This window comes from Saccharothrix australiensis (genome assembly GCF_003634935.1).
GTDB lineage: Bacteria > Actinomycetota > Actinomycetes > Mycobacteriales > Pseudonocardiaceae > Actinosynnema > Actinosynnema australiense.
Genome location: NZ_RBXO01000001.1, coordinates 3,835,312 through 3,857,380, shown reverse-complemented (window position 1 = coordinate 3,857,380; position 22,069 = coordinate 3,835,312). Strand labels below are relative to the sequence as shown.

Genomic DNA, 22,069 nt, shown 5'->3' with positions numbered 1-22,069 from the left:
GCGGCCGGATCGCGCTCAAGCCGACGGGTCGCGGAAGGCCGGTATCCGCGGCTCGACCTCGTCGAACGGGCCGACCGCGATGACCTGCCCGCCGTCCAGCGCGACCACGGTGTCGGCCAGCCGCACGGTGGTGTCGCGGTGGGCGATCACCAGCAGCGCGCACTCCGTCGCCACGTGCTGGAGGGTGCGGGCGAAGGCCGCCTCGTTGGCGGTGTCGAGGTGGGCGGTCGGCTCGTCCAGCAGCAGCAGCTGGGGGCGCGGCAGCAGGGCGCGGGCGATGGCCAGCCGCTGGCGCTCGCCGCCGGAGAGCATCCCGCCGTGCTCGCCGACCTGGGTGTCCAGGCCGTCGGGCAGCCGGTCGACCATCGCGGCCAGGTTGGTCATGGCCAGCACGCGCCGGATCTCGTCCTCGGGCGCGTCGGGCACGGCGTAGGCGACGTTCTCGCGCAGCGTGCCGTGCAGGATCGGGGCGGTCTGCTCGACCAGGCCGATGCGCGCCCTGGCCTGCGCGATGGTCAGGTCGTCGTGCAGGTCGCGGCCGTCCAGCAGGATCGTTCCCCGGTCCGGCTCGTAGAACCGCTCGACCAGCGCGAAGATCGTGGACTTCCCCGCGCCGGACCCGCCGACGAGCGCCACGTGCCCGCGGTGCGGCACGGTGAACGACACCCCGCGCAGGACCGGCCGGTCCGGCTGGTAGGCGAACCAGACGTCGCGCAGTTCGAGCGCCGGGCGCGCCGGGTCGTCGTCCCGGCGGGGCGCGGTCGCGACGTCCCGGCGGGGCGCGGCGCGGTCGGCCTCCACCGGCAGGTCGGTCACGTCGTGCACGCGCTGGAGCGCCGCCAGTCCTTTCTGGAGGGTCCCGGCGACCTCGAACAGGCCCGCCGCCGGCAGGGCGATGTAGCTGACGTAGAGCAGGAACGCCACCAGCTCGGCGAGGGTGAGGTGGCCGTTGGCGACGCGCGTGCCACCGATCACCAGCACCGCGATGAGCGAACCGTGCGCGGACAGCGTCACCGCCGGGCCGGAGATCGAGTCGAGCCGGGCGGACCGCAGGTTCTGCCGGTAGCTGACGCGGGCGCACTCCGCGATCCGCTCCTTCTCGCGGTCCTCGGCCCGCATCGCCCGGACCGTGCGGATGGCGGTCAGCGCCCGTTCCAGCTCGGCGGCCATCCGGCCGAGGTTGTCCTGCGCGCTCTCGGTGGCGTTGCGGATGCCGCTGAGCACGAACAGGGTGACGCCGCCGATGCCGCCGACGACCACGGCCACGATGAGGAACAGCACCGGGTCGAGCCACAGCATCGCCGCCAGCCCGCCGACGACGATGAACGCGCCGGAGATGAGGTCGACCGAGTCGTAGGCGATGGCGTCGCGCAGCAGCGTGGTGTCGCTGGTGGTGCGGGACAGCAGGTCGCCGAGGCGGTGCCGGTCGTAGAGCCGCATCGGCAGCCGCAGCAGGCGGTCGACGAGGTGGATCCGCAGGCTGAGCACGATGTTCTCGCCGGAGCGCTCCAGCCAGTACCGCCCGAGCGTGTCGATCACGGCCTCCGCCACGAACATGACCGCGAGCAGCGCCAGCAGCCACGCCACCACGCCGCCTGCCGTGACGGTCTCGATGGTGCGCATCGCCACCAGCGGCTGGACCAGGCCCAGACCCGCGCCCAGGAGGGTCAGCGCGAGGGCCAGGGCGATGGACTTGCGGTGGCCGCGCGTGGCGGCGACCAGTTCGCGCAGACCGACGCGGGCCCGGACGGGCTCCTCCACGGCGGCCGGTCCGGGTGCGTGTTCGGGCGGTGCGACGACCGTCATCGGGCGCAGTCCTGTTCCTCGGTCGGACAAGGGGCGGGTCGGGTGTTCGGGGACCGGGGGTTCGGGGACCGGGGGTTCGGGGGCCGGGGGTTCGGGGGCCGGGCGGTGACCGCCCGCGCCCGGCGGCTCAGCGGCCAACCGGACCTCGGCTCGGTTCCGGCGCGCCGGGCGGGTCCGACGCGGCGGACGGGCTCGACGCGGCGCGCGGCGGCACGGCAGGCGGTGGCACGGCAGGCGACGGCGGGGCGGACGGCGGGGCGGCGGACGGGTCCGGTGGGACCGGTGGGTACACGGCGGACGGGTCCGGCACGACGCGCGAGCCCGGCACGGCGCGCGGCGGCACGGTCATCAGGACGTGGAGCCGATCGGTCCCCGGCGGTTCCCCGACCGGGCGGCCCTCGGCCTCCACCCACGCGTGCGCGCCGAACGGGCTGGTGCGCACGCCCACCCGCCACGTCGGCCACGCGCCGCGCAGCCGGCACAGCAGCGCGGTGGCGATGGACCGCGGCAGGCAACCCGGCCCCGCGCACCGCAGGCTCACCGCGATGACCGTGCCCCGCGCGGACTCCGCCTCGGCGTAGCTCGCCGGCCGGGCGCCCGTGCTGACGGCGACCAGCGCGGACCGGATCCACCGCGGCGGCAGCACGGCCAGGCACCGCGCCGCCGCGGTGACGCCCCAGCCCACCACCCGTCGACGCGCGCCCACTCCCCCGGTCCTCCCCGGCAGCGCGGCGGGGGTGCTCACCGGCGCACCGCCAGTCCCGCCGAGCACAGGTGCGCCACGACGTCGGCGACGTCCGAGGCCACGGTCGCCCGGTCCGCGCCACCGCGCTCCGCGAGCAGCCGCGCGGCGTCCTCCTGGTCGCCACCGTCGAGCAGGGTGCGCAGCACCTCGGAGCCGGTCTGGTTGAGCTGCCAGTACCGGCCGGTGCGCTCGTCCAGCAGCACCGCTCCGTCCTCCGTCGTCGTCACGGACACGTGGTGGGCCAGGCGCAGGGTCATCCGGGTGCTCCCGTCATGAGGGTCGTGGCGAAGCCGGTGGACTCCAGGTCGCGCAGCCACCGCTCGCAGCCGACGGTCTGCTCGACCGTGATGGGCGAGGCGTCGGAGAGCCACACCCCGTTCAGCTCCGCCCGGAGCCGGTCGACGTCGATCAGGCCGAGCGCCGCGAGCCGGGAGTCCTCGCACAGGGCGAGCAGGTCCGCGCGGTACCGCGGCAGCGCGGCGTACTCGGGCGACGTGCCGCCCTTGGTGCTCCGGGCCAGCGACCGCTCCGGGACGACGCCGCGCAGCGCCTCGGCCAGCAGCGGCTTGTACCGCCAGGGCGTGGTCCGCTCGTGCGGCCGGACGGCGAGGCACGCCTCCGCGACGCGGTCGTCCAGGAACGGCGCGGCCACCGGGAACCCGTCCGCCGCGGCGGCGAGGGAGGTGCGGCGCTGCAGCCGCCCGGCGTGGCGCACCAGGTCCACCGAGTCGCGCAGCGCGCGGTCCCGCCCCGACGGGTCCGCCTCCAGCGCGGCCCGGCGCAGCAGCTCACGCGCGGCGTCCACGGCGGCCGGTGTCGCCCACGCGGGCAGGTGCACGGCGTCCGGGTGGCCACCGTCGGCGTCGCCGTCACCCACCCTCGCGAGGGCGCGGGCCTGCGCCAGCAGCGCGCTCCGCTCGTCGCGCGGCCCGGCGAGCAGCCGGGCGACCCGCGACCACGGCCAGGCGTGCAGGGCCCGGTGCCCGCGCAGGTGCGCGCACCCGAGCAGGGGGTGGCGGCGCAGCAGTTCCGGCAGGTAGGCCAGGGTCGCGTGCAGCACCTCGTCGCCGCCGTCGCCGGTCAGGTGCAGTTCGGCGCCCTGGGCGGTCAGCAGCCGGGCGCGCACGGCGTCCTCGGCCCGCAGGTGGATGTCCGGGTACGGCTCGTCACGGGCCACGCCGGGGTCGAGGATGCCCGAGTAGGGCGTCGGGAGGTCGGCGTCGGTCACGACGACGCGGCGCACCGCGGGCAGCCCGGCGGCGGCGACCCTGGCCCAGTGCTCGTCGTCGTCGGCCGGGTCCGGGCTGACGACGGTGAACGCGGGCAACCGGTCGACCCGCGCGGCGGCCAGCGCGCACACGGCGGTGGAGTCGACGCCGCCGGACAGGTCGGCGCTGACCGCGCGCCCCGACCCGGTCCGCGCGGCCACCGCCTCGACCAGCGCCTCGCGCAGCGCGGGCGCGCCGTCGCGCAGCGACCGGGTCGGGCGCGGCGGCTGCCACCAGCGCACGGTCCGGGCCGGTTCGCCCGGTGGCACCAGCAGGTAGTGGTCCTCGGGCACGTCCGCCACCTCGCGCCACAGCGAGACGCCGGCCAGCGCCGGTGGCGCGGCCGGGAACATCAGGCGGGACACCAGCCGCGCCTCGTCGACACCGGAGCCGGTCAGCAGGGCGAGCACGTCGGCGCGGTCGGCGGCCACGGTCGAGCCGGCGGCGCGGGCGCGGAACACCCGGCGCACGCCGAAGGCGCTGCCCTGCGCGCGGACCACGCCGTCGACGGTGGCGAGCAGGTGGAAGCAGCCGGCCAGCGCGCCCGCCGCCCGGTCGAGGTCGGCGGGGCGGGTCGCGCGCCGGGCGAGGGCGGTGATCGCGTCGGGCGGCGCGGGGCAGCACCCGAGCACGGCCACGCGCGTCCGGCCCGCCGTGCCGACCAGCAGGTCGCGCTCGTCCCACCGGCCGATCAGCCACGGCCGGCCCGACGGGTGGTCGAGCCGCCCCGTCACGGTGAACGGACCCGCGCCCGGACCCAGCGCGGCAGCCACGGCGAGGGCGCACTCGTCGTCCGGGAGGACGACGAACCACTCCTCGCCGTGGCCCGCGGTGGCCGAACGGCCTGCGTCCACGACCCGGTTCCCTCCGGTCACCCGCCGATCCCGCGGTGCGTCAGTTCTTCTGCCTGCGCCGGGAATCCCGCTGGCGGCCCCTCGAACCCAGGGTCAGCCCGGAGAACCTGCCGACTTCCACCAACAGCGGCTTCACGTACTCGGACGGCTTGTCCTGCATGGTCGAATTCCTTTCGCCGGTCGGATGTTCCGGAGAACCCACCGTGGCACAGCGGAACCCCGCCGAAAACCACCCGCCGACGCCGCCACACGTTCGTGCGGGCCGGTTCACCGAGGCGGACCCGGGGACGCGGCGCGGCCATGACCGAACGCGCAGGATCACCGCGCGGTGGACTAATCGATCGTGTCACCGGTACAAGCCGTCGACGGTCGCATCAGGACAATGGCGGCACACCCGACGACGAAACCCCACCCCCACCTCGAAGACCGCACCGACCAACCCGGAGCACGCGGGGCCGGCCGCCGAAGCCACCCCACCACCAGGAGAGGGCACGCGGGGGTTCCGAAGCAACGGGACCACAGCAGGGGGACCCACGACGGCGGGCGACCGGAAGCCGTGCAGGTCTTGGACGGTCGTCGGGGACGCCAAGCAGAACGACCACCCCTTCGGCTAGGACCTCGGGTTGCCGCGGGAGCGCTGCGCGGCGCGCCGGCCGGCCGTCAACCGGTCAGGGCGGACAGCCGGCGCTCCCCACGCCCGCGCGAAACCCAAGCGCCACAACCCTTCCCCGGCACAACACGGCACACCACCGCACCACGGCACGCCACCACACCGCTACGCGACCACACCACGGCCCCTCTACCACGCCATCCCCGCGCCGGCGTGCCGAGCCGCGAAGGCCAGCACCTCGGCGTAGTGGTCGAGCCGGCGGCTGCGGGCCTTCGCGCCGTGCCCGAGGTCCGGGTGCTCGCGCAGCAGCGCCGGACCGCGCCCCGGCGCGGCCTGCAACGCCGCGCACATCTTGCGGGCGTGCAGCGGCGCCACGCGGGTGTCGGCGGTGAACGCGACCAGCAGGGTCGCCGGGTAGGACCGGTCGCCGCGCACGTTGTGGTACGGCGAGTACCGGGCCAGCACCTCGGCGTCCTCCGGGTCCATCGGCGAGCCGAACTCGTCCAGCCAGTCCTGCCCGAGGCCGAACAGGTGGTAGCGGGCCATGTCGCACAGCGGCGACACGGCGACCGCCGCGCCGAACAGCTCCGGCCGGGCGACCGCGGCGGCGGTGACCAGCAGGCCGCCCGCGCTCTCGCCGAACGCCGTCAGCCGGTCGGCGGTGGTGACGCCGGACCGGACCAGGTGCCGGGCGGCGGCGGTGAAGTCGGCGATGGCCACCGGCTTGCGGCGCCCGCTGCCTGCCCGGTGCCAGTCCTCGCCGCGCTCGCCGCCGCCGCGCACGCCCGCCGTGGCGAACACCCCGCCGGCGGCGGCCCAGGCCAGCGCCACCGCGTAGTACTCGGGCAGCTGGGGCACGGCGAACGCGCCGTAGCCGTGCAGGACGGCGGGCACGGGCCGGTCCGGCGCGGACGCCGGGCCCACCAGGTGCAGGTCCACCTCGACGCCGTCGTCGGCGGGATAGCGGGTGAGCCGGTAGTCGGCGGCGACGCCCGGCCGGGCGTCGCCGAACCGGGACAGCCCGTGCTCGCCGTCCCAGCGGTACAGGGTCGGCGGGGTCAGCGGCGTGCTGTGCACGAGCCACGCGGCCGAGTGCCCGTCGTACCCGAACTCGACGACGGCGCCCGGTCCGGGCAGCGCGATGTCGCCCTCCGGCCGCCCGTCGCCGGGGTCGTGCCGGGTGAGCGACCGCTCGCCGCCCGCCGACTCCCACAGCGCCACCACCGGTCCGCCGGGCAGCACCGCCGCGCCCGCCAGCAGCCGGTCGCCGGACGGGGCGAGCAGGGTCCGGACCGCGCCCCCGGCCAGGTCCACCACGACGAGGCGGCCTGCCGGCGCGTCCACGTCGGTGAGCGCGAACAGCCGGCCGTCGACCAGCCCGCAGCAGCCGGACCACCCCTCGTCCGACAGGTCGACGGGGTGCAGGCGGGTCGGCGGCGCGTGCGGCGTCGACCGGCCGGCCCACAGCGCCGTGCACGACGGGCCCTGGTGCTCGGTCACCACCAGCCAGCCGCCGCCCTCGTCCAGCGAGACGCCGGTGCAGCGCGGGCCGGTGGTGTGCACCGGCAGGTCGTCCGCCGGGTGCTCGCCCAACCGGTGCCGCAGGACGACCAGCCGCCCGTCGCGCGCGGTGGCGTAGTAGAAGGCGTCCTCGCCGCACCAGGCGACCGGCGAGTACCTGGCCTCCGCCAGGTCCCGGTCGACCACCGCGCCGGTGGCGGTCTCCAGCACCGACAGCCGGCCGGTCTCGCCGCCGCCCGCCGACAGCAGGCAGGCGACGTGCCCGCCGGTCGGGCTCGCCGACCAGACGTCGAGGGTGGTGCGGCCCGAGGGGTCCAGCGCACCGGGGTCGAGCAGGGCGCGCCGCGTGCCGTCCGGCTCCACGACGGTGAGCACCGGGTGCTCGCCGTCGGCGGCGCGGACGGTCAGGAACAGCCGCCCGGCCCGGCGCTGCGGCAGGCCGTGGTCGTCGTAGCGGGTCAGCTCCTCGACCCGCGCCCGGAAGGCGTCGAACGCGGTCAGGTCCGCGCGGTGGCGCGCCCAGCGGTCGCGCTGCGCCGCGCGCCACCGGGCCACCTCCGGGTGGTCGGCGTCCTCCAGCCACCGGTGGGGGTCGGCCCGCGTCACCGCGTCACCCACTCAGCCCACCGCCTTCGCCCGCCGGGCGTCCTCGACGTCCCGGTCGATCCGGCTCAGCGGCCCGACCGCCGCGGCGAGCGCGACCAGCGCCGCGACCGCGGCCGTCCAGCCGAACAGCGCGGTCGCGCCCCTGGCCGCCAGCAGCCACCCGCCGAGCAGCGCGCCCAGCGGGATGGTCAGGTAGGACAGCGCCCGGCTGACCGACACCACCCGGCCCATCACCTCGGTGGGCACGATCTTCTGCCGCGCGGTGAACCACGGGACGACCACGAGCGAGGTGCCCACGCCCTCCACGCCCCAGGCGACGACCACGACGGCCCACGACGGGTGCAGGGCCGCGGCCAGCGCGGCGACCACGCTCAGCCCGAGGCCGGCGACCAGCAGGTGCCCGGTCCGGAACCGGTCCACCAGGCGCGGGCACAGCACCGCGCCCAGCACCGCGCCGAGCCCCTGCCCGGCGAACACCAGGCTGAGCGCGAGGCTGTCCAGCCCGTTGACCTCCAGCCCGAGGTAGACGAGGTTGCCCTCGATCATGAACGCGGCCAGGTTGGACAGCGTCAGCAGGACCGTCCCCCACCAGATCACCCGCAGCCGGACGAGCTGCCGCAGCCCGTCCGCCACGCTCGCCACGAGGTGCACGGCGGGCGCGCCGGTCGGCGCGGGATCGGCCGGGCAGCGGCTCATGATCAGCGCGGAGAGCGCGAAGGACAGCGCGTTGAGCGCGGTCGCCTGCGCCGCGCCCAGCCAGGCGACGGCGGCGACGCCGGCGAACGGGCCCAGCATGGCCAGCCCGCTGTCCAGCGTCTGGGTGGTGGAGTTGACCCGCACCAACCGGTCCTCGGGCACGGTCGTGGTCAGGTAGCCCTGGAAGGCCGGGAAGTAGAACGGGCGCACCGACGCCAGCACCAGCGCCACCGCGTACAGCAGCCACAGCGGGGTGCCCGGCAGGCTCGCCAGCACGGCCAGCAGCCCCGCGAGGAGCGCCGAGACCAGGTCGCAGGAGATCATCAGCAGCCGCCGCCGGACCCGGTCGGCCACCGCGCCGGCGAGCAGCCCGACGAGGACGTACGGGATGAACTCCACGACGTAGGCGAAGGCCGTCGACACGGCCGAGCCGGTGAGCTGGAAGACCAGGATGGGGAACGCGAGCCGGTAGATCCAGTCGCCCACGGACGACACCGTGAACGCGCCGACGATCCCGGCGGTGCGAGTGGTGGTCACGAGGTCGCTCCGGGCGTCAGGGGTGGAGGGCGGGTTCCGCCGCGGGCAGCCCCGCGAGCCAGGACAGCTCCTCGCGCGGCACGAGCCCGCCGCAGGTGGCGCAGCCCTCCTGCCGCTCCCACCGCTCGTGCTCGGCCAGCCGGGGGTCGGTGAACGTGAGCTGCATGACCCGGCCCAGCGACACGGGCGCCTGGATGCGCGTGGCCAGCCGCACGAACTCGCAGACCAGCATCGACGCCTGCACCGCCACCAGGCCGTTGAAGGCGGCGGTGTCCTCGCCCGCGACCCGGCCGCCCGCCGTGTCCCGCTCCAGGCTGGCGGCCACCAGGCGGGTCGCCTCGCTGGCGGAGCGGGCCTGCTCGTACCAGCACTCGAAGCACCCGGTGACGCCCGGGACGATGGTGTACTGGTAGACGCGGTGGGTGTCCACGCCGCCGGTGACCAGCGGCACCCCGGCGCGCGCGCACCCGGCGTTGAGCCAGTGCAGGATGGTCGTCTTGGGCCGGTCCACGGCGGCCAGCACCACGTCCCGGTCGGCCACCACGTCGTGGACGTCGTCCGGCGACGACAGCGTGAGCTGCCGGGCGTCCACCCGGCACGCGCTGTTGAGCGCCTTCGCGCGCCGGGCCGCCAGGTCGACCTTGACCTGGCCCAGGTCGTCCTCGGTGTAGAGGACCTGCCGGTTGAGGTTCGACAGCTGCACGCGGTCGAAGTCCACGATGCGCACGTCCTCGACGCCCATCGCGACCAGGTCGAGCAACACGTGCGAACCGACGCCGCCGACCCCGAGCAGGGCCACCCTGGCGCCGACCAGGCGGGCTTGCAGCGCGTACTTCGACACATTCAGCGACGCATAGGTCTCGAAAAAACCGAAGTTGTTGCTGAACCGGTCGAGTTCCGTTTCGTCGAACTGCCCGTCGAGCGCCGAACCGTCTTCCAGCAAACCCGACCTGTCCAGTTCCCCGATCGCTTCCAGCACCGTCGATCGGTCGAGCGACGAATCCGCCGCGAGCATCGCGTCGCCGATCTCGTCGACGGTGCGGGAACCGTCCAACAGGTCGAGCAGCCGGGCGACGTTGCCGTCCGGGTCCTCCAGGGTGAGCAGTTCGCCGGCATGCCGGAAGTGCACCGCCCCGTTGCCCGCGAACCGCGGGATGCTGATCTTCACACTCGGCCGCACCGGTCGCCTCCTCGCAGCTCAGGACTGGTCGGGTCGGGTGGGCGGCCAGCGCCGCCCACCCGACCCGATTCGCGTCAGTTCTTCGACGCGCCCACGGCGGTGCTGTACTTCGAGCTGGACTTCCGGATCATGGCCGTCACCCCCTCCCGGTATCCGACATCGCCGCGCGGCAGGCGCGGAAACACGCACGGACCCGTTCGGCACGCCCGCGGAACGCCGTTCCGCCGGACCTGCCGTGGGATGGAACTCGATCCCCCCGGACCCCATTTCCCGCCCCAGACCGCTCTTGCGGGTACCCGACCATAGCCGGGCCTTTTCCGGGCCGGAACGTCCGTTCGGGTGATGCCCGCGCGGGTTCCGAATTACCCGCGCGTCCGTTTCGTCACGCTTCCGGTGATCATTCCCGACCGGTCGGAGATCAATTTTCGACGGTGTTCCCCGAAATCATTCCACCGGTTCCGGGCGCAACGGCCCGGCCGTCCGCGCAGGCCGCGACACGCCGAAGCCCGTCGCGTCACCCGCCCCGCGGAGGTCGGGGGGTGACGCGACGGGCTTCGGGACCCGGCCGGAGGGCCCGAGCGCCGGGGTCGGCTACCGGTGCGGACGACCGCGGTTCGGAGAACCGCAGCGCCGGGGCCGCCGCACGAACCACGCCGCGCGGTCGGACCCGCTGCGGCCGGAGGTCGGGCCCGCCGCGGCCGGAAGGTCAGGCGTCGACGCGGCCGGCCCCGGCCTGCCAGGCGCTCTCGTCGACCGGGCTGCGCTCCAGCAGCGGTCGCCACCACTCCGGGTGCTCCCGGTACCAGCGGATGGTCTCCCGGATGCCCGCCTCGAACTCCACCCGGGGCCGCCAGCCCAGCTCGCGCCGGATCCGGGCGGAGTCCAGCAGGTAGCGGCGGTCGTGGCCGGGTCGGTCGGGCACCGTGGTCTTCAGCGAGGCGGGCAGGCCCAGCTCGTCGAGCACGAGGTCGGCGATCCGCTCGACGCTGGCCTCGACCCCCGTGCCGACGTGGTAGGTCCGGCCGACCTCGCCGCGGGTGAGCACCGCGTCGATCGCCGCGCAGTGGTCCAGGACGTGCACCCACTCCCGCCGGTTGTGCTTCGACGCGTACACCGGCAGGCGCTCGCCGGCCAGTGCCCGCGTGGTGAACAGCGGCAGCACGGTCTCCGGGAACTGGTTCGGCCCGTAGTTGTTGGCGCAGTTGGTGATGGTCACCGGCAGGCCGAACGTCTCGTGGTAGGCGCGCACCACGTGGTCGGCCGCGGCCTTGCTGGCGTTGTACGGCGTGCGCGGCCGGTAGGGCGACTCCTCGGTGAACGCCTCCTCCGCGTCCAGGGCCAGGTCGCCGTAGACCTCGCAGGTGGAGATGTGGTGGAAGCGCCGGACGCCCGCGCGCCGGCTCGACTCCAGCAGGACCTGCGTGCCCACCACGTTGGTGCGCAGGAAGCGCGCCGGGTCCAGCACCGCCAGGCTGTTGTGCGACTCGGCGGCGAAGTTGACCACCACGTCGATCCCGTGCCGGTCCAGCACCCCGTCGACCGCGGCGGCGTCGCCGATGTCGGCGTGCTCGAAGGCGATCCGGTCGCGGACGTCCGCGAGGTTGGTCTCGGTGCCCCGGTAGGTCAGCGCGTCCAGGGCCACCACGGTGTCCGCCGGGTGCTCGCGCAACCAGTGCCGGGTGAAGTGCGAGCCGATGAACCCGGCCGCACCGGTGACGAGTAACCGCATCTGGGAAGCCTCTCTCCGCACGTTGGTCAGGCGGGCCGGGCGTGGACCGGCGGGTCCGCCTCGATCCGCAGGCACGTAGCGTAGTCCGGCAGCAGGCCGCTCGCGCGGGCCTCCGCCAGCGTCGGCGCGGTCAGGTCGCGCTCGGACAGCAGGGGGTCGATGTCCGGCGGGATGGGCAGCCCCAGCTCGGGGTCGAGCACGGACAGCCCCAGCTCCTGGTGCGGCACGTAGGTCTGCGACACCAGGTACGACATCACGGAGTCGTCCTCCAGCGCGACGAACGCGTGCCCGACGCCCAGCGGCAGGTAGGAGGCGCGGCAGGAGCGCGGGTCGAGGACCACCGCGTCCCAGCGCCCGAAGGTCGGCGACCCGACCCGGATGTCCACCACGATGTCGAGCACCTTGCCGCTGGTGCAGTACACGTACTTCGCCGTGCCCGGCGGCGTGGCCGTGAAGTGGACGCCGCGCACCACCGACCGCCGGGACACGCTGATGTTGGTCTGCGCCACCGCGAACAGCGGCCTGCCCACCGCCTCGACGAACGCGGCCTCCTGGTACGGCGACACGAAGTGCCCGCGATCGTCGGCGAAGACCTCCGGCGAGAACTCGACTGCGCCGTCAACGGCCAGCTTCCGCGCCTGCATCGAATCTCCTTCGGTCACCACAGACTGTGCACGCAGGCGAGCAGGCTGCGCGCTTCGATGTTGAGGTAGTGGCCGTGCCGCAGCAGTTCCATCAGCTGCCGCACGGTCAGCCAGTGGAAGTTCGGCGGCACGTCGACCGGGAACTCGTCGCCGACCTCCACCACCTGGTAGCGGGTGAGCGCCTGGTGGAACCGCCCGCCCTCCTCGGAGAGCACGGTGTCGTAGCGGACCCGCCCCAGCCCGCCGGCCGCGACCTCCTTGACGAACGGGTCGTCCACGGCCGACGGGTCGACGCCGGGCAGCAGCTGCACCGTCGGCCCCATCTCGACCAGGTCGAGCAGGCCGATCTCGGGGCGCGCCTGCACCAGCAGGTGCAGCACGTCGTCGATCGGCCGGACGACGAAGATCGCCAGGCTCCGGCCGCGCGGTTCCAGCAGCGGCTGGGACCACGTCCGGACCTCCCGGTTGCCCGCCGCCACCCGGACGCCGATGATCCGGAAGTCCCGGCCGGAGTCCTCGGCGATCTCGTCGGCGGTGCGCGACCAGTTCCGCACCGCGTCGACCGGGATCAGCCGGACGCTCCAGTCGCACAGCGTCTTCGCCTCGGTGAACCAGCTCAGCACCGCGCCGGTCGGGTGCAGCGCCTCCTCGGTGAGGTACGAGCGCGTGAGCGCGTCCGCGAACGAGGTGCCCTGGGACTGGAGGGTGCCGTCCGGCTGGGCGAACGGCATGCACGACAACACCGTCCGGGCGTCCATGTTGACCAGGTTGTCCACCCGCATCAGCTCCCGCACCAGGTGCAGCGGCAGCCAGCGGAAGTCGTCGTCGAGGTCGACGTCCCGGTCGACCTTCACGACGATGTTGCGGTTGCGCTTGCGCCAGAACCACGCGCCCTGCTCGGACTGGAGCACGTCCACCAGCACCTCGCCCCGGCCCGGCCCGATGAACAGGTCGAGGTACCGGGTGCTCGCGCCGCGGTGCACCTGCGTGTAGTTGCTGCGGGTGGCCTGGACGGTGGGCGACAGCTGGAGCGTGTTGACGTTGCCCGGCTCCATCTTGGCCTGCATCAGGCAGTGCAGGACGCCGTCGATCTCCTTCACGACGATGCCGAGCAGCCCGATCTCCGGCTGGTTGATGATCGGCTGCCAGCGGGTCGGCTCGCCGCCCACGTCGACCCGCAGCCCCTCGATGGTGAAGAACCGGCCGCTGTCGTGCCCGAGGTTGCCGGTCGCCGGGTCGAACCGCCACGCGTCCAGCTCGGCGAACGGCACCCTGGTCACCTCGAAGCGGCCCGCGCGGTGGCGGTCGGCCCACCACCGGTCGAACTCGGCGATCGTGGCGACCACGCCCCGCTCCGTGGCGGGCACAGCACCTGTGGGGGTCACGGCAGGTCCCTTCCTACAGCGTGGCGAGGACGTCGCGCAGCGCGTCGACGACCTTGTCCTGGGCGCCGCGCGACAGCGACGGGTACATCGGCAGCGAGAAGATCTCCCCGGCCAGCCGCTCGGTGACGGGCAGCGAACCCCGCTCGACGCCGAGGTGGCGGAAGCCCTCCTGGACGTGCACCGGCCACGGGTAGCTGATGTTGAGGTGGATGTCGCGCTCCTTGAGCGCGGCGATGATCCGGTCGCGCCGCGGGTGGCGGACCACGTACACGTAGTAGACGTGGTCGTTGCCCTCGGCGGTGGCGGGCTGCACGAGGTCGGTGTCGGACAGCGCTTCCCGGTACCGGTCCGCGACCGCCCGCCGGCCGGCGAGGTAGTCCGGCAGCCGCGTCAGCTTGCGGCGCAGGATCTCCGCCTGCACCTCGTCGAGCCTGCTGTTGTAGCCGGGCGTCTCGACGACGTGGTAGACCTTCTCCATGCCGTAGTAGCGGAGTCGGCGCAGCGCGGCGTCCACCGTCTCGTCGCTGGTGATGGTCGCGCCGCCGTCGCCGTACGCGCCCAGGACCTTGGTGGGGTAGAAGGAGAAGGCGGCGGCGAGCCCCATCGAGCCGGCGATCCGGCCGCGCTGGGTCGCGCCGTGCGCCTGCGCGCAGTCCTCCAGGATGGGCAGGCCGTGCTTGTCCGCCACCGCTTCCAGCGCCGTCATGTCGACGCACTGCCCGTAGAGGTGCACCGGCAGCAGGCACCGGGTCCGCTCCGTGATGGCCGCCTCGACCTGGTCGACCCGCATGAGGTAGGTGTCCTCGTGCACGTCGACGAACACCGGCGTCGCGCCGACCGCGTCGATCGCGACGACCGTGGGCGCGGCGGTGTTCGACACGGTGATCACCTCGTCGCCCGCGCCGACGCCGATCGCCCGCAGCCCCAGCACGATCGCGTTGGTGCCGTTGTCGACGCCCACGCCGTGCGCCACCCCGTGGTAGGCCGCGAACTCGCGCTCGAACGCCGCGACGCTCGGCCCGAGGACCAGCGTGCCGGAGCGGAACACCTCGTCGACCGCGGCGAGGATGTCGGCACGCTCGTTCTCGTACTCGTCCAGATATCCCCAGACATATTGGGTCATCGACGTCATCCTCCGCCGGGTGGATTAAATGGGAAATGAGTGACGGCCCGCGGTGCGGCGCTCATCGAGAAGTTAGCCACCACCGCGCCGCCGCGTCAATTTCCACGCGGGCCGTTTCGCGGGCCGGGTGAAATCGACGGTCGGCGGGCCGCGGCGGCGGTGGCCGGGTGGCGCGTGGCACTGTCCCGCCGGCGGGACGGCGGAACGCGCGGTCGGGGCGGGCGCGACGCGTGTTGTCGGGCGGCGGCGTCGCCGGCACGATGTCATTCGGGGAGCTTTCGTCGTCCTGGGGCCGGAATCGGCGGCGAAAGCGCGGCACGAACGAGAGGGGGCGGCCGGGGACATGCAACGATCACCAGCGGTGAACTCCGGGCCGACGTCGACGGCGCGGCCGGTGTTGACCAAGCGGACGAGCCTCGCGCTCCCCGCGCGTATTCCACTGGAGGACTGGCGGGGCATCGGGCAGCACATCTCGGCCATCGCCGAGTCGTCCGCCTGGTGGCTCGGCGACTGGCTGATCTACGGCCAGGAGGAGTACCCCGACCGCTACCGGAGGGCGATCGAGGAGACGGGGCTGGACTACCAGACCCTGCGCAACTACGCGTGGGTCGCCCGCCGGTTCCCGCCCGCGCGCAGGCGCGCCGCGCTGAGCTTCCAGCACCACGCGGAACTCGCGAGCCTGACCGCGGGCGAGCAGGACGAGTGGCTCGACCGCGCGGAGGAGTTCCGGTGGTCCCGGAACGAGCTGCGCAACCGGGTACGGGTGGGCCGCCGCGCGGTGAAGCCGGCCGAGGACGCCCGGCTGCGCGTGGACATCATCCCCGACCAGCGGCAGCGCTGGCAGGACGCCGCCGCGACGGCCGAGCAGGACCTGCTCACCTGGATCGTGTCGGTGCTCGACGAAGCGGCGGCCGACCCGCCGGTCGACTGACCGGCGACCGGCCGGGCGGCGCCGTGCGCACCGCCCGGCCGTCGGGTCGCGCCACCGGTCACACCACGTGCACGTCGGGCACGTAGAGGACCCACTTGCCCCCGCCCTCGCGGAAGTCCTGCTCCTTGGCCATGATCTCCTCGGCGTGGTTCCACGCGAAGAGCACGGCGTAGTCGGGGTGGTCCGCGGCGAACTCGCTCGGCGGGCGCACCGGGATGTGCGTGCCCGGCGTGACCCGGCCCTGCTTGGTCGGGCTGGTGTCGGAGATGAACTCGATCAGGTCCGGCCCGATGCCGCAGAAGTTGAGCACCGTGGCGCTCTTGGCGGTGGCGCCGTAGCCCACCACCCGGTGCCCCTTGTCCTTCAGGTCGCGCAGCAGGGCGACCAGGTCGTCGCGGATCTTGCGGACGTTGGCGCCGAAGGTCTCCAGCGTCCGCGGGTCGGTCAGGTTCGCCTCCTCCTCGGCGGCCAGCAGCTCGGCCACGGCCGGGCTCGGCGTGCGCGCGCCGGCGAGCGCCAGGGTGTACCGGACCTCGCCGCCGTGCACCGGCAGCCGCTCGACGTCGACCAGCTCCAGCCCGTGCAGCTCGGCCATCGCCCGCACCGACCGCGCGGTGAAGAAGAAGAAGTGCTCGTCGTAGACCTGGTCGAACGAGTTGCGCCGCACGATGTCGGCGAAGTACGGGTCCTCGAAGACGAACACGCCCTTGGCCGTGAGCAGGCCGGCCACGCCGCGCAGGATCGAGCCCATGTACGGGATGTGGCACAGCGTGTTGGCCGCGAAGATGACGTCGGCGGGCCCGTGGGTGCGCCGGATGTCGGCCGCCACGGCCTCCTCGAAGAAGTCCTTGCGCACCGAGATCCCCTTGGCCGCGGCCAGGTCGGCCACGCCGCCGGACGGCTCGACGCCCAGGTGCCGGATGCCGGCGTCGGCGAGCGCCTTGAGCATCACGCCGTCGTTGCAGCCGAGTTCCACGATGAACGGGTCGGGTCCGGTCAGCTCGGTCGTGCGGAACCGCTCGGCGAGTTTCCCGAAATGTTCCCGCATGAACGAGGAACCCGAGGAGAGGTACGGGTAGTCCTCGTGGAACATCTCCTCGCGCGGCACCTCGGCCATCAGCTGGACCATGCTGCACGAGGTGCAGATCCCGGTGGCCAACCGGTAGAAGAACTCGTTCTCGCCCGCCGCGGACGGTTCCGCGAACGCGTCGGACAATGGCTGCCGCCCGAAGTCGAAGAACTCCTCGACGGTACCTTCGCAAATACGGCAGCGGGTGGTTACCGGCATGTCATGTTCCCCTCGACTCGACTGCCGGACCGGTGACCGACGACCTCGCCGCGCACCGCCGGCAGGATCCGTGATTCCGGCCCGGTTTTCTTCTCACGAAACTTCTACCACAGCGGACCTAAAACGGTCCGGGTCGATCGCGGCGGAATCGTCGAGCAATTCCGCGGCGGCGGTGGTGAGCAGGTCGCGGGCGGCGCGGACCTCGGCCGCCAGCGGCCGGTCCGCGGCCAGCGGCGGGCTGATCGCGGCCAGCTCCGCCCAGAGCCCGCCCGCGCGCGGCCGGTCACCGGTCAGCGCCGCGAGCTGCGCGACGCCCACCGCGAGCGAGCCGACCACGAGCCACGCCAGGTCCAGCGCCTCGGCCGCGGAGTTGGCCCCGTTGAGCGCCATCGGCACGTGGTCCTGGTTCCACCCGTTGGTGGGCAACGCGGTCAGCGACGCCGGGTACGCGAGCTGCCGGATCCGCGACACGAACGAGGTGGCGCTGACCTGGACCCCCGCCAGCCCGCTGCCCCGGCCCGGCCGGGGCGTGAGCATCGGCGGCAGGCCGCCGTTGCGCTGCGGGTCGACCAGCACGGCGAGCTGCCGCTCCGCCAGGTACGCGGCCTGGTGCACGGCGAGCCCGATCTGGTCGGACGCCAGTCCCACCGGCATCGCGTGGAAGTTGCCGCCGTGCAGCACCTCTCCCCCGAAGGTGAGCGGGTTGTCGGTGCAGCCGTCCGCCTCGCGCAGCAGCACGTCGCCCGCCGCGCCGAGCTGGTCGAGCACCGCGCCGAGCACCTGCGGCGCGCACCGCAGGCTGTAGGGCTCCTGGAGCGGCCGGTCCGGGTCGCGGACCAGGTCGGCGGGCAGGTGGTCGCGCAGCCAGGCCGCCACGGTGGCCTGGCCGGGCTGCCCGCGCGCCGCGTCGACCCCGCGCCGGTAGTGCTCCGGGTTGGCGCGCAGCAGCACCACCAGGCGCGCGGTGAGCAGCGCGCCCGCGCGGACCAGCCGCACCGCGGAGCGCTGGTTGCGGATGGCGACCGCCAGGCTCGCGCCGGTGCCGTTGACGAAGGCCAGCGCTTCCCGCACCGGCCACGCCACCGGCTCGACGCCCAGCTCCGCGAGCACCTCGGCGGCGGGGTGCACCGTCCACTCCGGACCGTTGCGGACCCACGCCTCGCCGACGCCCGAGTGCGCGAGGGCCGCGTGCGCCAGCGGCTGGAGGTCGCCGCTCGCGCTCACCGTGCCGTCGCGGGGTATCGCCGGGGTGAACCCGCGGTTCCACAGGTCCGCCAGCACCTGCCAGAACTCCGGCGACACCGGCGAGAAGCCCTTGCGCATGCTGGTCAGCCGCAGCCACACCACCAACCGGCAGGTGTCCGGGTCCAGCGGCCTGCCCTGCCCCGTGCCCAGGTGCGCGATCAGGCCGCTGCCCTGGTCGGCCTCGGAGCCGGCCGCGTACTCGACCAGGGGCCCGAAACCACGGGTCAGGCCGTAGACCGGCGCGCCCGCCGCCAGCGCCTTGTCCACCGTCGCGGCGCTCTCGGCCATCCGGCCCCGGTCCTCGGGGCCGCAGGCGGCCAGCACCGCGTCCCAGCCCGCACGCCGGACCAGCGCCGCCAGCCCGCTCACGAGCCGACCCGCCGCATCTTCCCGGTCTCGGTGCGGTCGATCCGCCCGACCCGCAGCACCCGGCGCGGGCGCAGCCCGATCAGGTCGAACGCGGCGGCCAGGTCCGGGTCCTCGCCGGGCACGGGCACGAGGTGCAGGTCGACGTGCTCGCCGACCAGCGGGTCCGCGACCGGCACCAGCGCCAGGTCGGCGCACCGCACCGCGCCCTGGAGCGCCACCTCCAGCTCGTCCAGGTTGAGGCGGCGGCCGTTGACCTTCACCAGCCGGCCGCGCCGACCGCCGAACCGGAACCGCCGGTCGTCCACCAGCTCCACGAAGTCGTCCGTGCGCAGCGACCGCGCGCCACCGGCCAGGCGCGGGCTGCGCACCTCCAGCGGCACCTCGCCGTCGCCGCCGGCCACCGCGGTGACGTCCGGGAACAGCTCCCACAGCGGGTTGCCGCCTCGCCACCGGCGGTGCGCGATGCCGCCGGTCTCGGTCGAGCCGAACACCTCCACGATCCGCGCGCCGCCCGTCGCCACGCGGAACTCCTCCGCCGACGCGGGCAGGACGGCGGTGCTGTGCAGCACCGTGAGGTCCGCGGCGGAGTCCACCCAGGCCGGGTGCTCCAGCAGCAGCCGGAAGGTCCACGGCACCGCCATCACGGCCACCCGCAGGCCGGCCACCGGCGGCAGCGCGCCGAAGAACCCCGGCCGATACCAGGCGCGCACGCCCAGCCGGGCGGGCACCAGCACGCTCACCAGCGCGCCGTAGAGGTGCCGTGGCGGCGCGAAGGACACCGCGGCTTCGGGGCGGTACGGGCGCAGCAGGTCCGCGAGCAGACCGGCCTCGGCCCACAGCTGCTCCCGCGTGCGCGGCCACGCGCGGCGCTCGCCCGTGGTGCCGGAGGTGTGCAGGACGACGGTGTCCGGCAACGACCCGAGCACCAGCCGCTCGACGTCGGCGACCTCGTCCCAGCGCGCCGACCAGGGCCGGTCGGCGAGCGCGTCGAACCCGGCGGCCAGCAGCTCCTCCGGTGCGCGCGCGGGGAAGCCACCGGTCCCTCGCGGTGTCCCGCCGGCGGGATCGCTCATGCCGCCGACCTCGCCACGGCCATGACGTACTGGCCGTACTGGGAGTTCGCCATCCGCTCGCCGAGCGCGTAGCACTCGTCCGCGGTGATGAATCCCATGCGCAGCGCGATCTCCTCCAGGCAGGCGACCCGTACGCCCTGCCGGTTCTCCAGCACCTGCACGTACTGGCCCGCCTCCAGCAGCGACTGGTGCGTGCCGGCGTCCAGCCAGGTGAAGCCGCGGCCGAGCCGGACCAGGCGCGCCCGGCCCGCCGCCAGGTACGCCCGGTTCACGTCGGTGATCTCCAGCTCGCCCCGCGCCGACGGCCGCAGCCCCCTGGCGATCTCGACCACGTCGGAGTCGTAGAAGTACAGCCCGGTGATCGCGTTGTCCGACCGGGGCCGCGCGGGCTTCTCCTCGATCGAGACCAGCTCGCCCCGCGCGTCCAGCTCGCCGATGCCGTAGCGCTGCGGGTCGGACACCGGGTAGCCGAACAGCGTGCAGCCGTCGAGGTTCTTGCGCGAGTCGCGCAGCAGGCCGGGGAACCCGGTGCCGTGGAAGATGTTGTCGCCCAGGATGAGCGCCGAGTCGCCGCCGCCGATGTGGTCGGCGCCGAGCAGGAACGCGTCGGCGATCCCGCGCGGCTCGGTCTGCACGGCGTAGCTGATGTCCAGGCCCAGGTGCGCGCCGTCGCCGAGCAGCTCCCGCATCACGGGCACGCTCGCCGGGGTCGAGATGATCAGCACCTCGCGGATGTCCGCGAGCATCAGCACGGACAGCGGGTAGTAGACCAGCGGCTTGTCGTAGACCGGCAGCAGCTGCTTGGAGGTGGCGGCGGTGAGCGGGTAGAGCCGGGTCCCGCTCCCGCCGGCGAGGATGATCCCCTTCATCACGGTCCGTTTCGTTCAGAGGGCGGCGGACCGCCGGGCGGCGGCGACGCCGGTGCGGTACCCCGCGGCGAGTTCTTCCAGGCGCGCCACCAGGTCCGCTGGTGACGGCAGGGCGAGCAGTTCGGCCCGCAGCGGTGCGATGCGCTGCCGGAACGACGGTTCGGCCAGCAGCCGCTGGACGCCGGCGCGCACCTGCTCGCCGGTGGCCTCGGACATGTGCACCGACAGTCCCGCGCCGTGCGCCGCGACCCGGCGCGCCAGCAGCGGCTCGTCGAACCGCTCGGGCAGCGACATCGGCGGCACCCCGTAGTACAGCGAGGTGGACAGGGTGCCGAAACCCGCGTGGTGGATGGCCGCGGCGCAGCTCGGCAGCAGCGCGTGCAGCGGCACGGACGGGACGACCCTGGTGTTGGCGGGCACCGACCGCAGCCGGTGCCGCTCGCGGTCGGCCACCGTGGCGACGATCTCGATGTCGAGGTCCGCCAACGAGTCGAGCACGTCCTGGACGCCGACGCCGTACCCGCCGAAGCCCTCCGTCGACGTGACGCCGAGGGTCAGCGCGACCCTCGGCCGCTCCGGCGGCGCCCACAGCCACCGGGGCACCACCGCCGTGCCGTTGTAGGGCCGGTACCCCATGCGCACGTAGTGCAGGTCGGCGGTCATCCGCAGCGGGGAGGGCAGCTGGTCGATGGTGAAGTGGCCGGTGACCACGTCCTCGGTGAAGTCCGCGCCGTGCGCGCCGAGCTGCTCCGCCAGCCACTCACCCAGCACGTCGGCGCGGTCGTCGGCGGGCCGCCCGTCGCGCAGGCGGAGCAGGCGCGCCCTGGTGACGGCGAAGACGTCCACGCCCCACAGCAGCCGGGCGTGCGCGGCGCCGACGACCCGCGCGGCGATCGACCCCGCGTAGCTGTTCGGCTCCCAGATCACCAGGTCGGGACGCCAGTGCCGGGCGAAGTCGACCAGGTCGTCGACCATGGTGCCGTTGACGACCCGGTACCACGACCGGACGAGGTTGTCGTAGGCGGGCGCGAGGTCGTCCCACGTCAGCCGCTCCGGCGCGGTGTCCGCCTGGTCGAACGGCAGCACCCGCGCCTCGCGGACCGACCGGTGCACCTCGGGGTTCAGCTCGGCGTAGCGGCGGGTGAGGAACCGGTTCGCGGTGCGCCACAGCGCGTGGTCCGTGCCGACCGGCACCGCGGTGAGGCCCGCGCCGGTGATCACGTCGGTCAGCTCCGGCTGGCTGGCCACCCGCACCTCGTGCCCGGCGTTGCGCAGCGCCCACGCCAGCGGCACCATCGCCTGGAAATGCGTCTTCACCGCGTACGTGGTGAACAGGACCCGCATGGATTTCCTCTCGGCACAGACAGCCGACGGTATTCGACCGGGCGCGCCGGGAAGCGTGCTCCGGTGTTCGCGGGGCGACGCCGTTGGCGCGGCGGGCGAACACCTCCGCAATCTAATACCGCGCCGGCGACGGTGCCAAGGGCGGCGGGCGGCGGCGTCCCGCCGGCGGGACGGCGGTATCCGCGGGCGATCGCGCCGGGATTCACCGAAAACGGCCGAGCCCGGTCATTGCCACCGCCGCGCGCA

Annotated in this window: 18 protein-coding genes; 1 reads left to right on the top strand and 17 read right to left on the bottom strand. The window is 74.3% G+C overall.

Annotation, left to right across the window (positions count from 1 at the left end):
- Nucleotides 1-15 precede the first annotated feature (15 nt).
- The 12 genes from C8E97_RS16640 to C8E97_RS16585 all read right to left on the bottom strand — a co-directional run bounded on the left by C8E97_RS16640 (nt 16) and on the right by C8E97_RS16585 (nt 14,704).
- Nucleotides 16-1,806 carry an ABC transporter ATP-binding protein gene (locus C8E97_RS16640; RefSeq protein WP_121006541.1) on the bottom strand — a complete coding sequence of 597 codons (1,791 nt, stop codon included), beginning with the start codon at nt 1,804-1,806 and terminating at the stop codon, nt 16-18.
- A 127-nt stretch (nt 1,807-1,933) separates the two neighbouring features.
- Nucleotides 1,934-2,551: a lasso peptide biosynthesis B2 protein gene (locus tag C8E97_RS16635; RefSeq protein WP_246018936.1), complete on the bottom strand. Its 618-nt coding sequence runs from the start codon at nt 2,549-2,551 to the stop codon at nt 1,934-1,936.
- The gene (locus tag C8E97_RS16630; protein ID WP_121006539.1) at nt 2,548-2,808 is read right to left on the bottom strand and encodes a lasso peptide biosynthesis PqqD family chaperone; all 261 of its coding nucleotides are present in this window, start codon (nt 2,806-2,808) and stop codon (nt 2,548-2,550) included. Before C8E97_RS16630 ends, C8E97_RS16635 begins: the two co-directional genes overlap by 4 nt.
- The gene (locus C8E97_RS16625; RefSeq protein ID WP_147455142.1) at nt 2,805-4,673 is read right to left on the bottom strand and encodes an asparagine synthase-related protein; all 1,869 of its coding nucleotides are present in this window, start codon (nt 4,671-4,673) and stop codon (nt 2,805-2,807) included. The genes C8E97_RS16630 and C8E97_RS16625 overlap by 4 nt, the downstream gene beginning before the upstream one ends.
- Before the next feature lie 40 nt (nt 4,674-4,713).
- Complete coding sequence (locus C8E97_RS16620; protein ID WP_121006534.1) at nt 4,714-4,833, bottom strand: lasso RiPP family leader peptide-containing protein; 120 nt, start codon at nt 4,831-4,833, stop codon at nt 4,714-4,716.
- A gap of 639 nt (nt 4,834-5,472) precedes the next feature.
- Nucleotides 5,473-7,422 carry a prolyl oligopeptidase family serine peptidase gene (locus C8E97_RS16615; protein WP_121006532.1) on the bottom strand — a complete coding sequence of 650 codons (1,950 nt, stop codon included), beginning with the start codon at nt 7,420-7,422 and terminating at the stop codon, nt 5,473-5,475.
- Entirely contained in the window at nt 7,423-8,643 is a 1,221-nt protein-coding gene (locus tag C8E97_RS16610; RefSeq protein WP_121006530.1) for an MFS transporter, read from the bottom strand.
- Between the two features lie 16 nt (nt 8,644-8,659).
- On the bottom strand, nt 8,660-9,823 hold the full coding sequence (locus C8E97_RS16605; RefSeq protein ID WP_147455141.1) for a ThiF family adenylyltransferase: 1,164 nt from the start codon (nt 9,821-9,823) through the stop codon (nt 8,660-8,662).
- Nucleotides 9,824-10,529: 706 nt separating this feature from the next.
- Nucleotides 10,530-11,552, bottom strand: coding sequence for a dTDP-glucose 4,6-dehydratase (gene rfbB / locus C8E97_RS16600; RefSeq protein ID WP_121006525.1), 1,023 nt, complete (start codon nt 11,550-11,552; stop codon nt 10,530-10,532).
- A gap of 26 nt (nt 11,553-11,578) precedes the next feature.
- Nucleotides 11,579-12,196 (bottom strand): dTDP-4-dehydrorhamnose 3,5-epimerase family protein, encoded by a 618-nt coding sequence (locus C8E97_RS16595; RefSeq protein WP_121006523.1) that lies wholly within the window; start codon nt 12,194-12,196, stop codon nt 11,579-11,581.
- A 14-nt stretch (nt 12,197-12,210) separates the two neighbouring features.
- Nucleotides 12,211-13,563, bottom strand: a complete 1,353-nt coding sequence (locus C8E97_RS16590; protein WP_246018934.1) for an NDP-hexose 2,3-dehydratase family protein — start codon at nt 13,561-13,563, stop codon at nt 12,211-12,213.
- Between the two features lie 31 nt (nt 13,564-13,594).
- Entirely contained in the window at nt 13,595-14,704 is a 1,110-nt protein-coding gene (locus C8E97_RS16585; protein WP_121006520.1) for a DegT/DnrJ/EryC1/StrS family aminotransferase, read from the bottom strand.
- Nucleotides 14,705-15,065: 361 nt separating this feature from the next.
- Between C8E97_RS16585 and C8E97_RS16580 the strand changes: the two genes are divergently transcribed.
- Nucleotides 15,066-15,635, top strand: a complete 570-nt coding sequence (locus C8E97_RS16580; RefSeq protein WP_246018931.1) for an LmbU family transcriptional regulator — start codon at nt 15,066-15,068, stop codon at nt 15,633-15,635.
- A 58-nt stretch (nt 15,636-15,693) separates the two neighbouring features.
- Here the strand turns inward: C8E97_RS16580 and C8E97_RS16575 are convergent, their stop codons facing one another.
- The 5 genes from C8E97_RS16575 to C8E97_RS16555 form a co-directional block, all read right to left on the bottom strand.
- On the bottom strand, nt 15,694-16,923 hold the full coding sequence (locus tag C8E97_RS16575) for a class I SAM-dependent methyltransferase (protein WP_121006515.1): 1,230 nt from the start codon (nt 16,921-16,923) through the stop codon (nt 15,694-15,696).
- Nucleotides 16,924-17,016: 93 nt separating this feature from the next.
- Nucleotides 17,017-18,537, bottom strand: coding sequence for an HAL/PAL/TAL family ammonia-lyase (locus tag C8E97_RS16570; RefSeq protein ID WP_246018929.1), 1,521 nt, complete (start codon nt 18,535-18,537; stop codon nt 17,017-17,019).
- Complete coding sequence (locus C8E97_RS16565) at nt 18,534-19,610, bottom strand: AMP-binding protein (RefSeq protein ID WP_121006513.1); 1,077 nt, start codon at nt 19,608-19,610, stop codon at nt 18,534-18,536. The genes C8E97_RS16570 and C8E97_RS16565 overlap by 4 nt, the downstream gene beginning before the upstream one ends.
- A complete protein-coding gene (gene rfbA / locus C8E97_RS16560; protein WP_121006511.1) occupies nt 19,607-20,479 on the bottom strand; it encodes a glucose-1-phosphate thymidylyltransferase RfbA in 873 nt (290 codons plus the stop codon). The genes C8E97_RS16565 and rfbA overlap by 4 nt, the downstream gene beginning before the upstream one ends.
- Before the next feature lie 15 nt (nt 20,480-20,494).
- The gene (locus tag C8E97_RS16555; RefSeq protein ID WP_121006509.1) at nt 20,495-21,823 is read right to left on the bottom strand and encodes an activator-dependent family glycosyltransferase; all 1,329 of its coding nucleotides are present in this window, start codon (nt 21,821-21,823) and stop codon (nt 20,495-20,497) included.
- Nucleotides 21,824-22,069: the final 246 nt, after the last annotated feature.

Bases quoted from the DNA above. Each gene is read 5' to 3' on its own strand.
- C8E97_RS16640 (WP_121006541.1), bottom strand. From the start codon at position 1,806: ATGACGGTCGTCGCACCGCCCGAACACGCACCCGGACCGGCCGCCGTG.
- C8E97_RS16630 (WP_121006539.1), bottom strand. From the start codon at position 2,808: ATGACCCTGCGCCTGGCCCACCACGTGTCCGTGACGACGACGGAGGAC.
- C8E97_RS16620 (WP_121006534.1), bottom strand. From the start codon at position 4,833: ATGCAGGACAAGCCGTCCGAGTACGTGAAGCCGCTGTTGGTGGAAGTC.
- rfbB (WP_121006525.1), bottom strand. From the start codon at position 11,552: ATGCGGTTACTCGTCACCGGTGCGGCCGGGTTCATCGGCTCGCACTTC.
- C8E97_RS16595 (WP_121006523.1), bottom strand. From the start codon at position 12,196: ATGCAGGCGCGGAAGCTGGCCGTTGACGGCGCAGTCGAGTTCTCGCCG.
- C8E97_RS16585 (WP_121006520.1), bottom strand. From the start codon at position 14,704: ATGACCCAATATGTCTGGGGATATCTGGACGAGTACGAGAACGAGCGT.
- C8E97_RS16575 (WP_121006515.1), bottom strand. From the start codon at position 16,923: ATGCCGGTAACCACCCGCTGCCGTATTTGCGAAGGTACCGTCGAGGAG.
- C8E97_RS16565 (WP_121006513.1), bottom strand. From the start codon at position 19,610: ATGAGCGATCCCGCCGGCGGGACACCGCGAGGGACCGGTGGCTTCCCC.
- rfbA (WP_121006511.1), bottom strand. From the start codon at position 20,479: ATGAAGGGGATCATCCTCGCCGGCGGGAGCGGGACCCGGCTCTACCCG.
- C8E97_RS16555 (WP_121006509.1), bottom strand. From the start codon at position 21,823: ATGCGGGTCCTGTTCACCACGTACGCGGTGAAGACGCATTTCCAGGCG.